Annotated in this window: 11 protein-coding genes and 2 pseudogenes; 5 read left to right on the top strand and 8 right to left on the bottom strand. The window is 68.9% G+C overall.

What is annotated here, in order from left to right:
• Positions 1–118 precede the first annotated feature (118 nt).
• Positions 119–1,336, top strand: a complete 1,218-nt coding sequence (locus tag ACIHCQ_RS39355) for a PP2C family protein-serine/threonine phosphatase (RefSeq protein WP_399673542.1) — start codon at positions 119–121, stop codon at positions 1,334–1,336.
• 411 nt (positions 1,337–1,747) lie between these two features.
• Positions 1,748–2,303 (top strand): annotated as a pseudogene (locus ACIHCQ_RS39350) (hypothetical protein); the annotation flags it as partial.
• A 467-nt stretch (positions 2,304–2,770) separates the two neighbouring features.
• Here the strand turns inward: ACIHCQ_RS39350 and ACIHCQ_RS39345 are convergent.
• Positions 2,771–3,310: a hypothetical protein gene (locus ACIHCQ_RS39345; protein WP_399673540.1), complete on the bottom strand. Its 540-nt coding sequence runs from the start codon at positions 3,308–3,310 to the stop codon at positions 2,771–2,773.
• Positions 3,311–3,714: 404 nt separating this feature from the next.
• Between ACIHCQ_RS39345 and ACIHCQ_RS39340 the strand changes: the two genes are divergently transcribed.
• Positions 3,715–4,035: a hypothetical protein gene (locus tag ACIHCQ_RS39340; RefSeq protein ID WP_399673538.1), complete on the top strand. Its 321-nt coding sequence runs from the start codon at positions 3,715–3,717 to the stop codon at positions 4,033–4,035.
• Between the two features lie 1,090 nt (positions 4,036–5,125).
• Here ACIHCQ_RS39340 and ACIHCQ_RS39335 read toward each other — a convergent pair.
• From ACIHCQ_RS39335 to ACIHCQ_RS39325, 3 genes are read right to left on the bottom strand one after another with little or no spacing between them, the layout of a single operon-like run.
• Entirely contained in the window at positions 5,126–6,718 is a 1,593-nt protein-coding gene (locus ACIHCQ_RS39335; protein WP_399673536.1) for a carboxylesterase/lipase family protein, read from the bottom strand.
• Complete coding sequence (locus ACIHCQ_RS39330) at positions 6,708–8,093, bottom strand: AMP-binding protein (RefSeq protein ID WP_399673534.1); 1,386 nt, start codon at positions 8,091–8,093, stop codon at positions 6,708–6,710. The genes ACIHCQ_RS39335 and ACIHCQ_RS39330 overlap by 11 nt, the downstream gene beginning before the upstream one ends.
• 1 nt (position 8,094) lies before the next feature.
• On the bottom strand, positions 8,095–8,664 hold the full coding sequence (locus ACIHCQ_RS39325; RefSeq protein WP_399673532.1) for a phosphopantetheine-binding protein: 570 nt from the start codon (positions 8,662–8,664) through the stop codon (positions 8,095–8,097).
• A gap of 280 nt (positions 8,665–8,944) precedes the next feature.
• On the opposite strand from ACIHCQ_RS39325, the gene ACIHCQ_RS39320 reads away from it, so the two are divergent.
• On the top strand, positions 8,945–9,643 hold the full coding sequence (locus tag ACIHCQ_RS39320; protein WP_399673530.1) for a hydrolase: 699 nt from the start codon (positions 8,945–8,947) through the stop codon (positions 9,641–9,643).
• 484 nt (positions 9,644–10,127) lie between these two features.
• Here ACIHCQ_RS39320 and ACIHCQ_RS39315 read toward each other — a convergent pair whose 3' ends face one another.
• The 3 genes from ACIHCQ_RS39315 to ACIHCQ_RS39305 form a co-directional block, all read right to left on the bottom strand.
• Entirely contained in the window at positions 10,128–11,930 is a 1,803-nt protein-coding gene (locus tag ACIHCQ_RS39315) for a cholesterol oxidase substrate-binding domain-containing protein (protein WP_399673528.1), read from the bottom strand.
• A 249-nt stretch (positions 11,931–12,179) separates the two neighbouring features.
• Entirely contained in the window at positions 12,180–12,542 is a 363-nt protein-coding gene (locus ACIHCQ_RS39310) for a hypothetical protein (protein ID WP_399673526.1), read from the bottom strand.
• A complete protein-coding gene (locus ACIHCQ_RS39305; RefSeq protein ID WP_399673524.1) occupies positions 12,539–13,246 on the bottom strand; it encodes a transposase in 708 nt (235 codons plus the stop codon). The genes ACIHCQ_RS39310 and ACIHCQ_RS39305 overlap by 4 nt, the downstream gene beginning before the upstream one ends.
• A gap of 356 nt (positions 13,247–13,602) precedes the next feature.
• On the opposite strand from ACIHCQ_RS39305, the gene ACIHCQ_RS39300 reads away from it, so the two are divergent.
• Positions 13,603–14,115, top strand: coding sequence for a hypothetical protein (locus tag ACIHCQ_RS39300; RefSeq protein WP_399673522.1), 513 nt, complete (start codon positions 13,603–13,605; stop codon positions 14,113–14,115).
• Positions 14,116–14,173: 58 nt separating this feature from the next.
• On the opposite strand, the pseudogene ACIHCQ_RS39295 reads toward ACIHCQ_RS39300, so the two are convergent.
• Positions 14,174–14,325 (bottom strand): annotated as a pseudogene (locus ACIHCQ_RS39295) (IS110 family transposase); the annotation flags it as partial.

The raw sequence follows: 14,325 nt of genomic DNA, 5'->3' as shown, positions 1-14,325 counted from the left end.
TGGTGAAGGTTGTTCGGAATGTGGCTTCTCGTTTCCGGCCGTTGTGTGGCGCCGGGCGAACCCCCGTGAAGGGGTCCATGGGTGAATGCGGGTCGTCAGGCAGTGATCGGATCCGCTCATGAACGCTACGCCGACACGGTGGTTCCTCGGCGGTCTGCTGCAGGCCAGCCACCGTATGACGATGGAAGAGCTTCCGGCCAAGGTGTCGGAGTACGCCGCCCGTGCCGGCCTGTCGGGAGTACTGATCTACGTCGCGGACCTGCAGCAGGATGTGCTGCGCCTTCTCGCTGATCAGGCCCCGAACGCCGGGAACGGAGATGAGGGGACGCCCGAGCTGCGGATCGAGGGGACGTTGGCCGGGCGGTCCTTCCAGCTCGCGGAGCCCGTGTCGGCAAACGGTCCCCGCCCTGGCCCAGGCGCCTGGTGGGTGCCGCTGGCCGAGGGCGGCGAGCGGGTGGGAGTCCTGAGGGTGAGCACCGAGGAAGCCGACGAGCAGAGCCTGCGGGACATCCTGGACCTGGCGGTTGTGGTGACGCTGATGATTATCGCCAAGCGCCCGGGCAGCGACTACTACTACCGGCTGGTGCGGACCCGGCCGATGACGGTGGCAGCGGAGATGCAGTGGAATCTCATGCCGCCCCGCGGTTTCGCCAACGACGCCGTGCTGATCGGCGCGGCGCTGGAACCGGCCTACGAGATCAGCGGTGACACCTACGAGTACGCGCTGGCCGGTCACACGGTGCACCTGGCGATCTTCGACGCGATGGGGCACGACATGGCGGCGGGCCTGGCCGCCAACCTGGCTGTGGCCGCCTGCCGCAACAACCGCCGCCAAGGGGCCGGCCTGGTCGAGACCGGCGAAGCGATCGATCGCACCCTGACCGAACAGTTCAACGGTCACGGCCGCCACGTCACCGCCGTGCTGGCCAACCTGGACACCCACACCGGCCGGCTCAGCTGGATCACCCACGGCCACCATCCCCCGCTCATCCTCCGCCACGGAAGCCGAATCACCCGGCACTGCCCGCCTGCGCACCCGCTGGGCACAGACCTGGGAATCAGGGCCACCCTGTGCCAGGAACAGCTCCAGCCCGGTGACCGCGTCGTCCTCTACACCGACGGCATCACCGAAGCACGGGACGCGGACGGCCGCGAATTCGGCCTGGACCGGTTCACCGACTTCCTGATCCGCCACGACGCCGACCGGCTGCCCGTCCCCGAGACCCTGCGCCGCCTGACGCACAGCATCATGGACTACCACGGCGGGCGCCTCCAGGACGACGCCACCGTCCTGCTCATGGCATGGCACGGAAAACAGCCGGCCGACCGCACCTGACGCCCCCGGACCAACCCCGCGCTCAAACAGTCCGCGATCCGAGAGCCTCGAATCAAACGATCTTACGAATAGCCTGAGTGCACCTGACGGGGAACGCCCCGGCTGAAGGGCGTGCTCGCTCGGGTCCATGTGGGTGCGGGCAGCCGTCGGCCCTCCCGCGGGGAGGATCGGGAGGGACGGCGAGGCCCCGCTCTGGTGGCAGCACGTGGCGGCACATGGACGGGGCCGGCGATGAGGGCCTCACTTGGGGCCAGAGGGTCACCGCCGTCACAGCATGGCATTGGATTCGGCCACACGACAGGGTTGTGACTGAAATAGACCGCATGACGGTATGGGTGTACGTCCGAGCAGCCCGCAGCCGTCCGCATGCCGACTCGCACGCGCCCGGCCAGGCGCGAGACACCGGTCCCAGAGACGACCGAGGCGGCCGGAGCCGGTCCGTTCGCCGTCTTCGCCGTGCTCGCCCCTGTCCTCTCCGGAACCGCCGCCGCGATCTTCTTCCTTGTCGGCCTCGTCCTCAAGATGTTCACTACCGAGTCGGCGTTCGCCCGGACCATGTTCACCGCCGGGTGGCTGTTCGGAGCCGTGGCTGAGGGCACGATCGTCGTCTGCGCGGTCGTCCTGCTGGGCACTGCTCTGCGCAACCGCGGCCAGTCCACCCGGGAGGCCGTGAACTACCACGAATCAGCGAGGAGTTGGCCCGGGCCAGAGAGGCCTGGCGGGAAGCCGTGCTGGAACGCGGCATCATTCCCTTCCTGCGCGAGGCACTCGCCGATCCCGGCACCGCTGCCCTGCGTCGTACGGCACCGCCGACGCCGACCAGCCGCACCCCGCGCCTCGGCTACGACCGCTTGGGCTTCGCCCCCCTGACGACGGCCCCGGTCCCGCTCCGGCTCCCCGCCCGAGTTTCACCAGCCCCGACTTCACCAGCCCGGACTTCGGAGGCCCGGAACACCAGTCGGAGTGACCCGCCGAGGTCAGGCCGTGCAGTCGGAGCGGCGGACAAAGAAGTCCGGCGTACAGGTCGCACCCGCTTACCGCCCGGCGCCGTCCACGACAGCGGAAGGGCTGCGAGGCCATGCCCGTCACCACGGGTCGAAGTCGAGCAGCGTCAGGCGATCATGCTCCAGCCACGACTCGGAGACCACATGCCCGCCGCACTGTCGCCGACCAGTACCAACCGCACCGGTTGCCCTGACCGAGGAAAGCCGGAAACCGGCGCCCAGGCGGCACCGACTCGAACCGGACCGGCCACAACCGGCTCAAGAAGCCCGCGCTCACGCACCTCCGTCGTGCTGAACGCTCCAGCTCGATGTCATCCGCCGACACCTCACGCGCATCCATCCGAGCCCCCGGTACGGCGCTGACCAGCCACGACGACCGCACAGCGTCGGGCCGCCAGAGCGGTGTCGGCGATCGTGCTGAGGTGATCGGTCAGCAGCGGGGCGGGAGCGCCGGCGCGTGGAGCTGACCGGCACCGGGCGACTCTGACGACGCCTTGGACGATCGCTTCCACGGCGGCCGAATCGACCGGGCCCTCCTGATGAGCTTCCTGCGGTTGCCGAGTGATCGTGGCGGCGAGGTCATCGGCCTCTCCCTGGAGGTCACGCAGCGCCCCTCAGATACGCCGAAGTCAAGGACTCGGTTTCCGATGGGCTCTTCGTCGGGAGACCACACGCCGGCTGCCGCCACACCGGCCGTGAGGGCAGCGGCCGCGCGTGCGAAGTGCACGAGCCGGTAGGCGTGCGCCCTGCCGATCCCGAACTCCTGCTTGGCGTACTCAGCCCAGCCGCCGTAACCGAGGGTTGTCCACACCTGGGCTTCATGAGCTGCGCGGATGCGGTACGCCAGGACTCCGGCGGCCTGCTGGACCTCGCGCAGCGCTACGCGAAGGTCTTCTGTGAGCTGTCGCGCCGTGACGGTGCCCAGCAGGTCAGTGCCCTGTGCTTCGCTTGGGACTTGCAACATCGACATCCGCACAGCGTGACAGCTGGCGGATCGTCCCAACGCGAGCCAGGAGGGCTCCTCAACAAGCTCCCGGGGCGCGTGGAAGTACGCGAGCGAAGATCTCTCGTCGCACCGGACAGCGGACGCGAGGGACCCCGGCGCTGCCATGACAGCCCGGGGGCTCTCACACGTGGTTCCCGCCGGCTCAATGACCAGCCGAGGCAGTGTCAGGCCCACTCCACGAGCAGCGCGGCAGGCACCTTCGCCAGCCCGTCGTACTCATGGCAGCGGCAGGAGGTTGGAACAGCGGAGGACGGTCTGCTGGGCCTTTCTTGGTGGGGCTTTCACTCGTTTGGGTGGAGATCTGATGCGGCTTCTTCTCCGTATGGTCAGGATGGGGGTGTGAATTCCGAAGTGAGAGGAAAAGGCCGATGACCACAGGCATAAACGGCTGCCAGAACGACTCCGACAGGTGGGTTTCGGTCGTCAATAACGAGAACTCCAAGGACAGTCGTATCTGCCGTCCGCACGGGTATACCGACGTGTACCTGTGGATCTCGCAGCAGGGCGACACCCGGCCTTCTGTCCAGACGAAGAAAGGCCTTATGTGGATCCAGGATGACGACTGGAGAATCATGGGTCAGTGGGAATGGTCTGATCAGAAGGTCCAACTCGCCAAGGTCGAGTCCCAACCGCAAGACTACCTACTGACGATCACAGCGGATGGCGATATCAGACTGAGCGAGAAGTAGCGGAAGAATGCCGCCTGCGAGTGCGGAAAAGGGTCTACCGCCCCGCTCGACGCCGGGCTGAACAGGCTGGCAGGCCTTCCCGCGCTGGAGCGCTGACAGCACGAGACCCCGGGCCATGCCCCCCGGGGTCTCTCTGTGCTTTACTTGACCGGCCGCTTCCAACGGCCAGCCAAAAGTGGTGTCACGCCCACTCCACGCCCAGCTCCGCGAGCGCTTCCCACTGGTGCTCGCTGAGTCGTCTCGCCTCGATAGGGCTGGATCCGACCTGGCGCGTCGGACTCTGCTGTACTGGGTTATGACTTGCCGGCGTCGGGCCCCGAGACTTCCCCTATGGGGCCTTTCTGATCGGGTAGGGCGGCGCTGGCGTTCCGTACGCGAGAGCCGGCCTTGGAGAGTTTGTATTGCTTTCCAGCCTTGTTGTGCGAGGGCGACGCGGGGCGGGTGGCGGAGTTCGAGGAACCGGACGCGATCGCAATCGGGCGCAATTCCGTAGGACAGGACGCTTTCGAGGTCGATCGTGGAGCCGACCACGAGCAGCGAGTTGATCCGGGCCTGCCCACGGTACTCGGCCAATTGCGGCGGCTCCCACTCGTCGCAGCCGATCGGTGCGACGGCAGGGGGATCCGGCATCGCTGACCCCGACTACCCAGTGCAGGTATCCGCCGGGGTTTCCGACCTGCGAGCGTGATCCGGTACGGCCCGACTGTGACCCGCGGGCGGAACAGCCGGCTGCGGGTGGTCAGGGAGTGCATCAGCGGACTCTGTGAAGGGGAGCACGTAAAACTGCGACAACAGGGCCTCTTACTTCTCGCTGGATTCGACAACCGCGAGCTACCAAGAGGCCCTTCCTTCATGCGTGCAGAGCGGCCAACTCACCCGATCCAGCACCCTGTTCGATCAATAACGAACGCATGACCGAAAGGGCAACGGCTTGTCAGTCACTGGCTCCGTCCGGACGCACCGACCAGCGCGGACCGCCTGTTCTGCCACGTCTACGGCCGCAGTGGGCGGGCTTGGGATAGGTCTACCCTCGCCACCGAAACGCCCTCGGCAGCGGGTGAAATTCAGCCATTGCCGACAGCAAGGGGACTCATGCTCCCGTTTCCGCGGTCGACGAACATCCCCCTGCCTCCGAGACATCGCGGGACAGCCAGGGCGGCGGGCAGGTCCTGGTCCAGGCCGCGCGGCGGGTTGCGAACGGGTCGTTGACCGCGCGGGTCGGGTTGCCGAAGAGCAGGGTGTGCCGCTGGGCGTCGGTGTAGGCGGGCCACGAGCCGACGCCGGGGACCTCGGGGCTCCCCGTGTGGCAGAAAGTGATCCAGGCCGCGCTCGCGGCTCTCGCCAGGGCGGCGTTGGCCGGGTTGCGGGCGACCAAGGCGGCGTGGCGCAGGTTGTCGAAGAAGAACAAGGCGTCCTCTCCGTGGCTGCCGGTGCCGCCCGCGAAGACGTACGAGTAGGTCGGGGCGGTTGCGGTGGCGCTGCGGGCCGAGGCCAGGGCGAGGGCCGGAAACCGGTACAGCGCGTCGGTGGTGACCACGACCGCGATCCTGCGCGCCGGGGTTTGCGGGCGTTCACGTCGGTATTCGGCGACCAGGTCGGTCACGTCGCAGCGCGCGATCATCGAGCAGCGGCGGGCGAGTTCGGCGTCGTCGAGGCCCTCCCAGTACGCGGGGTCGGCCTCGATGGTGCGGGCCGTCTCGTTCAGGGCGCTGCCGATCATGACGGGCACGTGCGGGGCCGCGCCGCCGGCCAGGTCGGTGTAGCAGGGCTTCTCGACGGGGCTGCCGTCGACCGTGGGCTGGAACGCGTGCCGGTACTCGGCCCGCAGCAGGGCCTGGGCGCCGAGCAGTCGGTCCACCGGGACCTGAGCCAGCAGGTCGGACCGGTCGGGCGGAATCCCGAGGTGCTGCAGTGTAGTTCGGGCCGCGTCCTGCGGAGATACGGCGGCGGCCGGGCGGGGCGGTGGCGGACTGGTCAGGATGGCGCGCTGGAACGGCGGCTCGGGTGAGGTGACGGACAGCAGGGCGGCGACGCGAGAGGCGCCGCGCGAACAGCCGGCCAGAGTGAGGTTGGCCGGGTCGCCGCCGAAGGATTCCACGTTGTGTTGCAGCCAGTTGAGCGCTGTCCGCAGGTCCAGTAGTCCGACCTGGCCGGACGCCGCGTACTCCGGCAGGCCCGTCCAGGACAGGTCGAGGTGGCCGAAGATGCCGAGCCGGTGGTTGACCGTCACCACGAGCAGGTCGCCTTGGCGGGCGAGGGCGGCGCCGTCGAACCGCGGCCAGTCTCCCGCACCGAAGTCGGTGCCACCGTGCAGCCAGACCAGTACCGGACGGCGGGCCGCGGGGCGAGCGCCGGGCGTCCAGATGTTCAGCACGAGACAGTCTTCGCCCTGGTTTACCACCTTGGTCGGAATGCCGAACAGTGGCAGCAGCGAGACCACTGCCGGGCGCGCGCCGAGCGCCTCGGTCAGCGGCCGTTGCGGGGAGGTCGGGCCGTAGGACCTTGCGTCCCGCACGCCCGCCCATCCGGGGTGCGGGCGAGGAGGCTGGAACCGCGAACGGCCCGAGGTGGACGCGGCGTACGGCACGCCGAGGAACGCATGCACGCCGTCGACGTGCAGCCCACGCACCCGGCCCGAGTCGGTCTCCGCGACAAGTCCGTCGGCATACACGTCAGAGTGCATCGGCGAGAATCCGTAGGTTGTTCAGGTCGATCTTGCCGGAGCCGGTGCGCGGCAGGCTGGCCACCGCCCGCAGCGGCAGGCACTCGGCCGGCAGTTCGAGCGTGCGCAGCACGTCCAGCCATACGGCGCGGAACTGCTCACCGCTGCCCTCGACGAACACCACAGCGCTGTCGCCGGGCATCGGCAGCACCGCGGCCGGACCCACGACAGCGAGTCGCCGCTCGATCTCGTCCGAGAGGATCCGCCTACCGTAAAGCTTGATCTGCCGGTCCTTGCGGCCCACCACGTGCAGTATGCCGCGGTCGAGCCGACCCAGGTCGCCGGTGTGCAGCACGTCGCCCACCATGTGTCCGCTGGCCAGGTCGGCTCGTGAGAACGCATAACCCATCATCACGTTCGGGCCCTGGTAGACGATCTCCCCCACGCCGTCCTCGGTGACGTCGCGTAGCCAGACCCGCCCGCCGGGCACCGGTCGCCCGACCGAGCCGAGGTGGTCGAAGAGCTCGCCCGGGGTGAGGCAGCACATCCGTGCGGTGGCCTCGGTTGCCCCGTACATCGGGCAGAAGCCGCCGCCATGGTCGGCCATCAGTCGGCCGAAGTGTTCGACCAGCGCGGGCTCAAGGGCGCCCCCGGCCTGGTAGGCGATGCGCAGCGCGGGAAAGCCGGCCGGTCGCCAGCCGGTGCTGTGCAGCAGTCGGTACGTCATGGGCACCGCGCCCAGGTTGCTTACACCAGTGCGGCCGCACACCTGCCAGAACCGCCGTGACGTGAGGCTGAGCCTGGACAGGACCAGCGGTGCGCCGGCCACCAGGTGGGTATTCACGATGGACAGGCCGAAGCTGTAGTCGAACGGGAGGGAGGTGATCCCGACGTCACTCGACCGGATTCCCAGCGAGGCCACGATCGAGTCGGCGTTGGCCGCCAGGTTCGCGTACGACAGCCGCACGACCTTCGGGCGTCCCAGCGAGCCCGACGTGGTAATCAGCGCCGCAAGCTCGGGGTGCATGGCCGAGTCGGCGCGGGTCTCGCTCCTCAGCACTCGGGCCCCGCACAGCCCTCCCGCCACCCGGTAGCCCGCCGGGACCGGTTCGGTCCCGGCGTCGACCACGAACTCGGGTCGGTATGTGTCGAGAAGGGCATCCCTCGCGGCGGTGTCCGGACTTTCCTTGACCAGGACCGCATGGCCGAGCTCGAGAGCCGCCAGATAGGCCAGCAGACCGGGCAGGTCGCGCCCGGTGAGGATCGCCACCAGTGCCTTGTCCGGGCCGGTGAAGCCGCGCTTGGCCGACTCCAGGCCGACGGCAACGGACTCCGCGGGAACGGCTTCGATACCGTCGATGAACGCCGGGCGCCCGGCGAGGCGTAGCGACCGCATGTCACCGTGGCCGTTGTGAGGTCGTGAGCCGCTCGGCCAGCAACCGCGCGATCTCGCGTACCGTGCCGGCGGCGAATAGCTCGACGAGGCTCAGTGGCACGTCGTACGCCTCCTGGATCGCGTGGAGGAACGCCACTGCGGTCAGCGAGTCGCCGCCGAGGTCGACGAAGTCGTCGAGGACGCCGACACGCGGCCGGCCGAGGATCGAAGCGAGCCGGGCCGCGATGCCTTCTTCGAGCTCGGAGGCGGGCGGCTCATACCGAGAGACTGCGGACGGGCCCGCGAGCTCCTCGATCGGGGCGAGCAGCCTCGCCGGCACCCGGGCCACCGCGAGTACGGCCGGCTCGGCGCCGTGTCCGGCTCCGTCCAGCGCCGCGCGCAGGTCCTCACGGACGTCGAGCACACAGGCCATCTCGCTGAGCACCACGACGACGCCGACGCGGTCGCCGTCCAGGTCTTCCCGGCTTGGCGACACGGCCGAGTCGAGAACCCCCGGATGGGCGACGAGCGCATTCTCGATCGTTGCCACCAGCGCCGAATTCGACGCCATCATCTCGGTTTCTCGGCCCATCACGCTCCAGCCCCTGGTCGGTCGCCACGATCAGTGTGCATGTGGTGGTGAATCAACTCCATTACCCGATCGGGTAAAAGAGTTGAGTCCGAGTCGACTCCGCGCGGTCGCGGCGTAACGATGTCCGGGCACTGTCAAATCCGGAGGTCAGGTGAACGACGGTCAAGGCTCGACCTCTGCCGGGCCGACGCGACGGGAACACACACGTCACCGCCTACTGGAACGCCGGACCCCGTTCACCGCCTGCCAGGCCGACCCCCGGTTCGCATACTGCCTGTACGTGCCGAAGGGCCTTGAGCCGACCGAGCGAAGGCCGTTGCTAGTCGTCGTTCACGGAGACCGGCGCACCGCCGAGAAGTACCGGGACGCACTTGAGGACTTCGCCGAGGGGCACAGATGTGTGGTCCTCGCGCCGCTGTTCCCCGCCGGTGTCCCGGCCCCGGGCGACCTATTGTCCTACAAGCTGCTCCAACAGGCCGATGTGCGGTTCGACCTGGTGTTGCTGCGGATGGTCGAGGAGGTCACCGCCCGGTGGCCGGTCCGTGCGGAGAGGTTCTATCTGCACGGCTTCTCCGGCGGCGGCGTGTTCGCATTCCGGTTCTACTGTCTACACGCGCACCGGCTGGCCGGAGTGTCGGTCGGCGCACCAAGCGCGGCGACTAGGTTCGACACCACCCTGCCGTGGCCGGCCGGAATCGCGGATGTGGCCGACAGGTTCGGTGTCACGCATCGGCTCGACGCGGCGCTCGCCGTCCCGGTCCACCTGACAGTCGGCGCGCGCGACACAAGGCTGATCGGGAGACCGCCGCAGGCCAGTCGGGTCGACCGGACCAAGGCGTTGCACCAACACCTGCTGGAGCTCGGGATGATGGCTACCCTGGAGGTCGTCCCGGACATCGCCCACGACGGGTTCGATCTGCTGCCTGCCGCGACCCGGTTCCTCAGCGCCCTGATCGCGGCGAACCAGATGCCCGGCTGACCGCTCGGCCGGACGGCCTGGGCCGGGTACGCTGCCGGCCGGGACTCGGGACCGAGCAGCGTAACCACAAGCGCTTCGGACTCGTCCGCGTCGACTTCGCGACGCAGCGGCGGACGCCCAAGACGTGCTGGCCGACCACACGGGCCACGCGGTGAGTGGCGATGACGTGGCGAGCTGGTTACCCGGCAGCGTCTTGCCGCGGTCGATTCGTACAAGGGCCGGCCCCTGTACGCGACGGCCGACGCGCTCGCCCCGGACACGGACTTGGTCGAGCAGATCGTCGCGGATCGTGTGGCCGGTTGGAGGCGAGCGTGACCCGGGACGCGGCGGCCGAGCGGATCGGCCGACACTGGCGCGACATCCAACGCATGGGTGCCGAAGGCCGCCTCACCACAGGCCGGTTCGGCCGGTACCTGACCCGGACGCGGACCGCCTGGCCGCAGAGGCCGACGGACCGCCCCTTGATCACAACCGAATACTCGCCCTAGCGCACCAGCTGATCCGTGAAGCCGTTGCCGAAGACCCGGTGAGGATCGAGCCGGTCCAGGATGGAGACGGCTTCGGACCACTGCCCGGCGCCGTACGAAGCGGGCACCGTGGACTCGATGATCTGCTCGTCGGCCCAGGCAGCCGTATCTGTATAGCCCCAGCCCTTGGACCACTCGACGCGCGCGAGCGCGTAACCACCGTCGAAGGTGCTCATCAGGAAGCGTTCCAGTTCCCGGTAGAACTGGTGGGCTCCGGGTGAGGTCGGCTGGGTCAGCACGTCCACCCATACGACGCAGTCGTACTCCGGGTGGTCGGGGTGCGGGCGGACGACGGAGAGCAGCGGCGGGCGGGCGCCCGGTGCTGCGGAGTCGTCGGGCTGGTCGAGGCCGCTGACTCTGATTTCCACCTGTCCGTTGATCGGGAATCTGCCCGCCGCGGCCCAGGCCGCCAGCCGTTGCTGGTAGTAACCGGCGAACTGGGAGACGACGCGCTGGACGTCGGCGCGGCGGGTGAGGATCCCGTACCCGTTGGCGGTCTCACGAAGTGTTGTGGGGCGCAAGTAGAACTGGAGGGTGTGCGAGGGGCCCCACAAGTCCTTCGCGACGGTGGCGGTCAGTCCGGTCGCCGCCACCGTGTACTGCGCGGCGCCGAGCACCGGCGCGAGATGCCAGGAACCTGCGACGAGAAGCCCGGCCAGCTTGGCGACCGGGGGCGGGACGACGTCGCTGAACGGGTAGTTGTACGGGGCGTGCACCGGTCTGGAGGTGACCGGACGCTCAGGGCTGAGGCTCCATACCTTGAGCCAGGGCCGGTTGGTGAAGGCGAACCAGATCGTCTCCACCCGCCCCGACTCGGCCATGAAGTCCGCGAAGGTGTTTCCCCGGGCGGCGAGGGCGCTGCCCGGGGCGGCGAACAGTTCGTCGGCGGTGAGGTCGACGCGGCTCTGGCAGCGCAGCGGGATGTCCGCGCCCGCCTGGATCTCGGCCTCCACGATGAGGCCGCGCCCGAGGTGGGTGGCCAGCGCTTCGCACTCCTCGTCGGTTCCCCGGTGGAAGGTCTTCACGACGTAGGCGTCCTGGTCGGAGTCCCAGACGACGGCGGTGAGGGACAGGACGAGGTTGCTGAGGCTGCCGTAGGTGTGGCCGGGGCGGGCGGACTCGCCGTCCGCGGGGACGCTGGTGCCGTGGGCGTCGATGGCCAGCGTGCCGCCCAGGGTCAATTCCCCCGGTGCGGGAGTATTGGTGACGCCCAGTCCGTGGTCGGCGAGGAAGGCCATCAGCGTTTCGAGGGTCACTCCGGCCTGCGCACGCACCGCGCCGGGCGCGCCGGCGGGCGGGGTGGTGAGTTCCATGTGCGTCAGATGCTCGGTGGTGTCCAGCAGGAGGACCTGCGCGTCGGACTCGGTGGCCGGGACGATGGTCAAGGGTGACCAGTTGTGCGACTTACCGCGGGCGCGCAGCCGCCAGCCATTGGCATGGGCCCAGTTGGCGAGGTCGGCGAGATCCTGGCCGGTGCGGGGCGCACAGGCCCACAGCCCGCTGTGGGTGATCTCGCCGGCCCAGTTGACGTACGGAGAGAGGTAGGGCACGAGCCCGGCGGGAAGTTCGGGTGCGGCGCTCGGAACGACGGCGGGCGCCGCCGCGGCCGGGGAGGCCCCGGCTATGGCGGCACCGAGCGGGATGCCTAACGCTCCGGCAGCCGCCGCGGCGCGCAGAACACCACGGCGGGAGAGGCCGGACGGCTCAGAGGGACTGGAGGAAGTGACAGGACGTGAAGAGAACTCCGACTGATCAGACATGACCTGAATGTATGGGGAACCAGCACGTTACCGAAGCTCCAGGACACAAGCCGCCGAAACCGGCACCCGAACGTCAAACCGGCAAACTGCACCCGTTCGGTCTGGGCAAGAACGCCACCCGGCCCAAGACCAGATCAACACCACCGGCGAGGATGCCTGTCAGCTGCTGGAGTATCTCCGCGAGCACGGGGCCGGCCGCGCACTCAGGGCCCGGGTCCAGGCCCTGCGGCAGATCGTCGTGCAGAACTACTACCGTGACGCGGGAGGGCGCCTGCGCCGGCGCGCACCGCCGACGACGGCGGGCTGCCGCCCTTGTCCGGCGCGATCGTCTCCCCCTACGACACCTCGGCCCGCTACGCCCGCCGCGGGCAGACCACCCGCTGGAACCAACCACGTCCAGCGGTCCGCCGCCTCGGGGGTGCGGAGCTTCGGGCGGGTCCGGCCGAGCGTCTGCTTGATCATGCGGAAGGTGTGCTCCAGGTCGAATCTGCGCAGGAACGCCTGCCGGCGCAGATCGACAGCGTCGCCGGTCATGCCGGTCTTCGAGGACCACAGCCAGAGCGGCGGCGGGTCTTTGCCGGCGGGCAGGTGGTCGACCTGGAGGCGGATCAACGTACTCTCGATGATGGGGAGTTCGCCGTCGCGGCCGATCCAGGCCGAGCGGGTGGTGAGCCGGGGGTGGATCCGGTCCCAGGCCATCGTCTGCGCGGTGCCGTAGCGGTCGATGACCTGCACGGTGGCCGTGTCGGGCTCGCCCCAGGACTCCGGTTTGGCGAAGCGGAACGCCTTGCCGTGCTTCGGGGGCCGTCCGCCCTGCGGCGGCGAGATCCACGGCACGGGGACGGGCTTGCGCATCGCCGGGTAAGGAGGTGGGTCATGCGCGGGGCGTCGTATCCGGCGTCGAAGACGATGAGGATGTCCGCGTCCCCATCGCACCACTGGCTGCCGGCGACGAGGTCCTCGACGACGCGGCGGACCTGGACGGCGGTGACCTCGGCGACATCGTCCTGGGGTCCGAGGCGGACCGCGTCCAGAAGCTGGCACCACGAGGTGTGGCCGCTCTCCAGCGCGGCGACGAACGAGTACGGCCAGCCGGGAATCATCAGGTGCTGGTCCCGGCTGCGGCCGTGAGTGTGGCAGAACAGCCGCTCCGCGCTGCACGGTGCGTCCGGCCGCAGCCAGTTGCTCACGTCCACTGCCAGCACGAGCCGCCCGTCGGCCGCCTTGGGCTGGGGCAGTGAGGCCAGCGGCCGCCGCGGCCGCCCGGCATCGATCCGACCGTGGTTGAGAGCGTCGCGGAGCGCGCCGGGGCCCACGGCGGTGCTCGGCCGGCAGCGTCAGGTCCACCGGCGTCCTCACCGGCCCGTCGGCACACAGCAACGCGTCAGTCAACTCGAACAGTTCGTCACGCCGCGCGGTCAGACACGTGTGAAAGCCGTCGCGGAAGTGTGATGCCAAAGCGAACGGCTCCCGCTGGGCACTGTGATGCAGCAGACTCATTGGTCGGAGCACAGGATCAGGCGAAGGCCGTGTTCACGTCCGGGGAATCTCCGTATGGGTGCTCATGTTCGGAGCATCGTTCGAGGCCATACGGACACAACGCCGGGATCACAACCAGGTACTGATGAGGGAGCGGTGGCTGTCGTAGGTCTTCTTGGAGAGACTCCTCGGCGTGCCTGACAACTCGCTGCTCATCGCTGGCCTGACTGGTGTGACGGCCATCGTTGCCAGTTCGCTGGCGAGCTGGCTGACCAGCAGGGGCAACGCCCACGCTGCGCGGATACAGGTCGACGCCACCACCGCGGCGCAGCGCCGCGAAGGGACCAGACAAACCCGGCGGGCCGCCTACCTCGTTCTCATCGAGCGGGCGCAGACCGTTGCCGACGGGCTCGAGGGAGTCGACGGCCTCTCCGCCGAGCTGGAAGTTGCCCTCACCGCTCACTGCGACCGGCATCAGCAGCTGCGTCGGGCAGTGACGATCGTCGATCTGGAAGGTCCTTCTGCGGTTTCCGTCGCGGCGTCGAACCTGTTGATCATGTCGGGCAGCCTCGTCACCGCCCTGACGGCTGCAGCCGAGACCGGCAGCCGGGAGAACCGTATTGAGTTCCAGGAGACATTGCGCGCCTATCTACGGCTGATCAGGCCCTTCGTTGACGCGGCCGCCGCCGCACTAGAGGAGACGTAGAGGCCTTGATGAGCGTCTCGGACGACCTAGAACCTTAAAGAACTTCCCAATGAGGATGTCAAGCCGCTGTGGTGGCTGGTGGTGCTGGCTCGTAGCACGCTCCGTCGCGCATCATGGCCCACAGAACATTGGCTCTGCGACGGGCGAGTGACAGCACGGCCTGCTTGTGGCCCTTGCCTTCGGCGCGTTTACGTTCGTAGTAGGCCCGTG

The sequence above is a fragment of the Streptomyces sp. NPDC052236 genome, assembly GCF_044548015.1.
Classification (GTDB): domain Bacteria; phylum Actinomycetota; class Actinomycetes; order Streptomycetales; family Streptomycetaceae; genus Streptomyces.
The sequence above is the reverse complement of the archived record's forward strand: the minus strand, read 5'-3'. Positions and strand labels throughout refer to the sequence as shown.

Excerpts from the sequence above, each read along its gene's own strand:
- ACIHCQ_RS39355 (WP_399673542.1), top strand. The coding sequence starts at position 119 with ATGAACGCTACGCCGACACGGTGGTTCCTCGGCGGTCTGCTGCAGGCC.
- ACIHCQ_RS39345 (WP_399673540.1), bottom strand. The coding sequence starts at position 3,310 with ATGTCGATGTTGCAAGTCCCAAGCGAAGCACAGGGCACTGACCTGCTG.
- ACIHCQ_RS39340 (WP_399673538.1), top strand. The coding sequence starts at position 3,715 with ATGACCACAGGCATAAACGGCTGCCAGAACGACTCCGACAGGTGGGTT.
- ACIHCQ_RS39335 (WP_399673536.1), bottom strand. The coding sequence starts at position 6,718 with ATGCACTCTGACGTGTATGCCGACGGACTTGTCGCGGAGACCGACTCG.
- ACIHCQ_RS39330 (WP_399673534.1), bottom strand. The coding sequence starts at position 8,093 with ATGCGGTCGCTACGCCTCGCCGGGCGCCCGGCGTTCATCGACGGTATC.
- ACIHCQ_RS39325 (WP_399673532.1), bottom strand. The coding sequence starts at position 8,664 with ATGGGCCGAGAAACCGAGATGATGGCGTCGAATTCGGCGCTGGTGGCA.
- ACIHCQ_RS39315 (WP_399673528.1), bottom strand. The coding sequence starts at position 11,930 with ATGTCTGATCAGTCGGAGTTCTCTTCACGTCCTGTCACTTCCTCCAGT.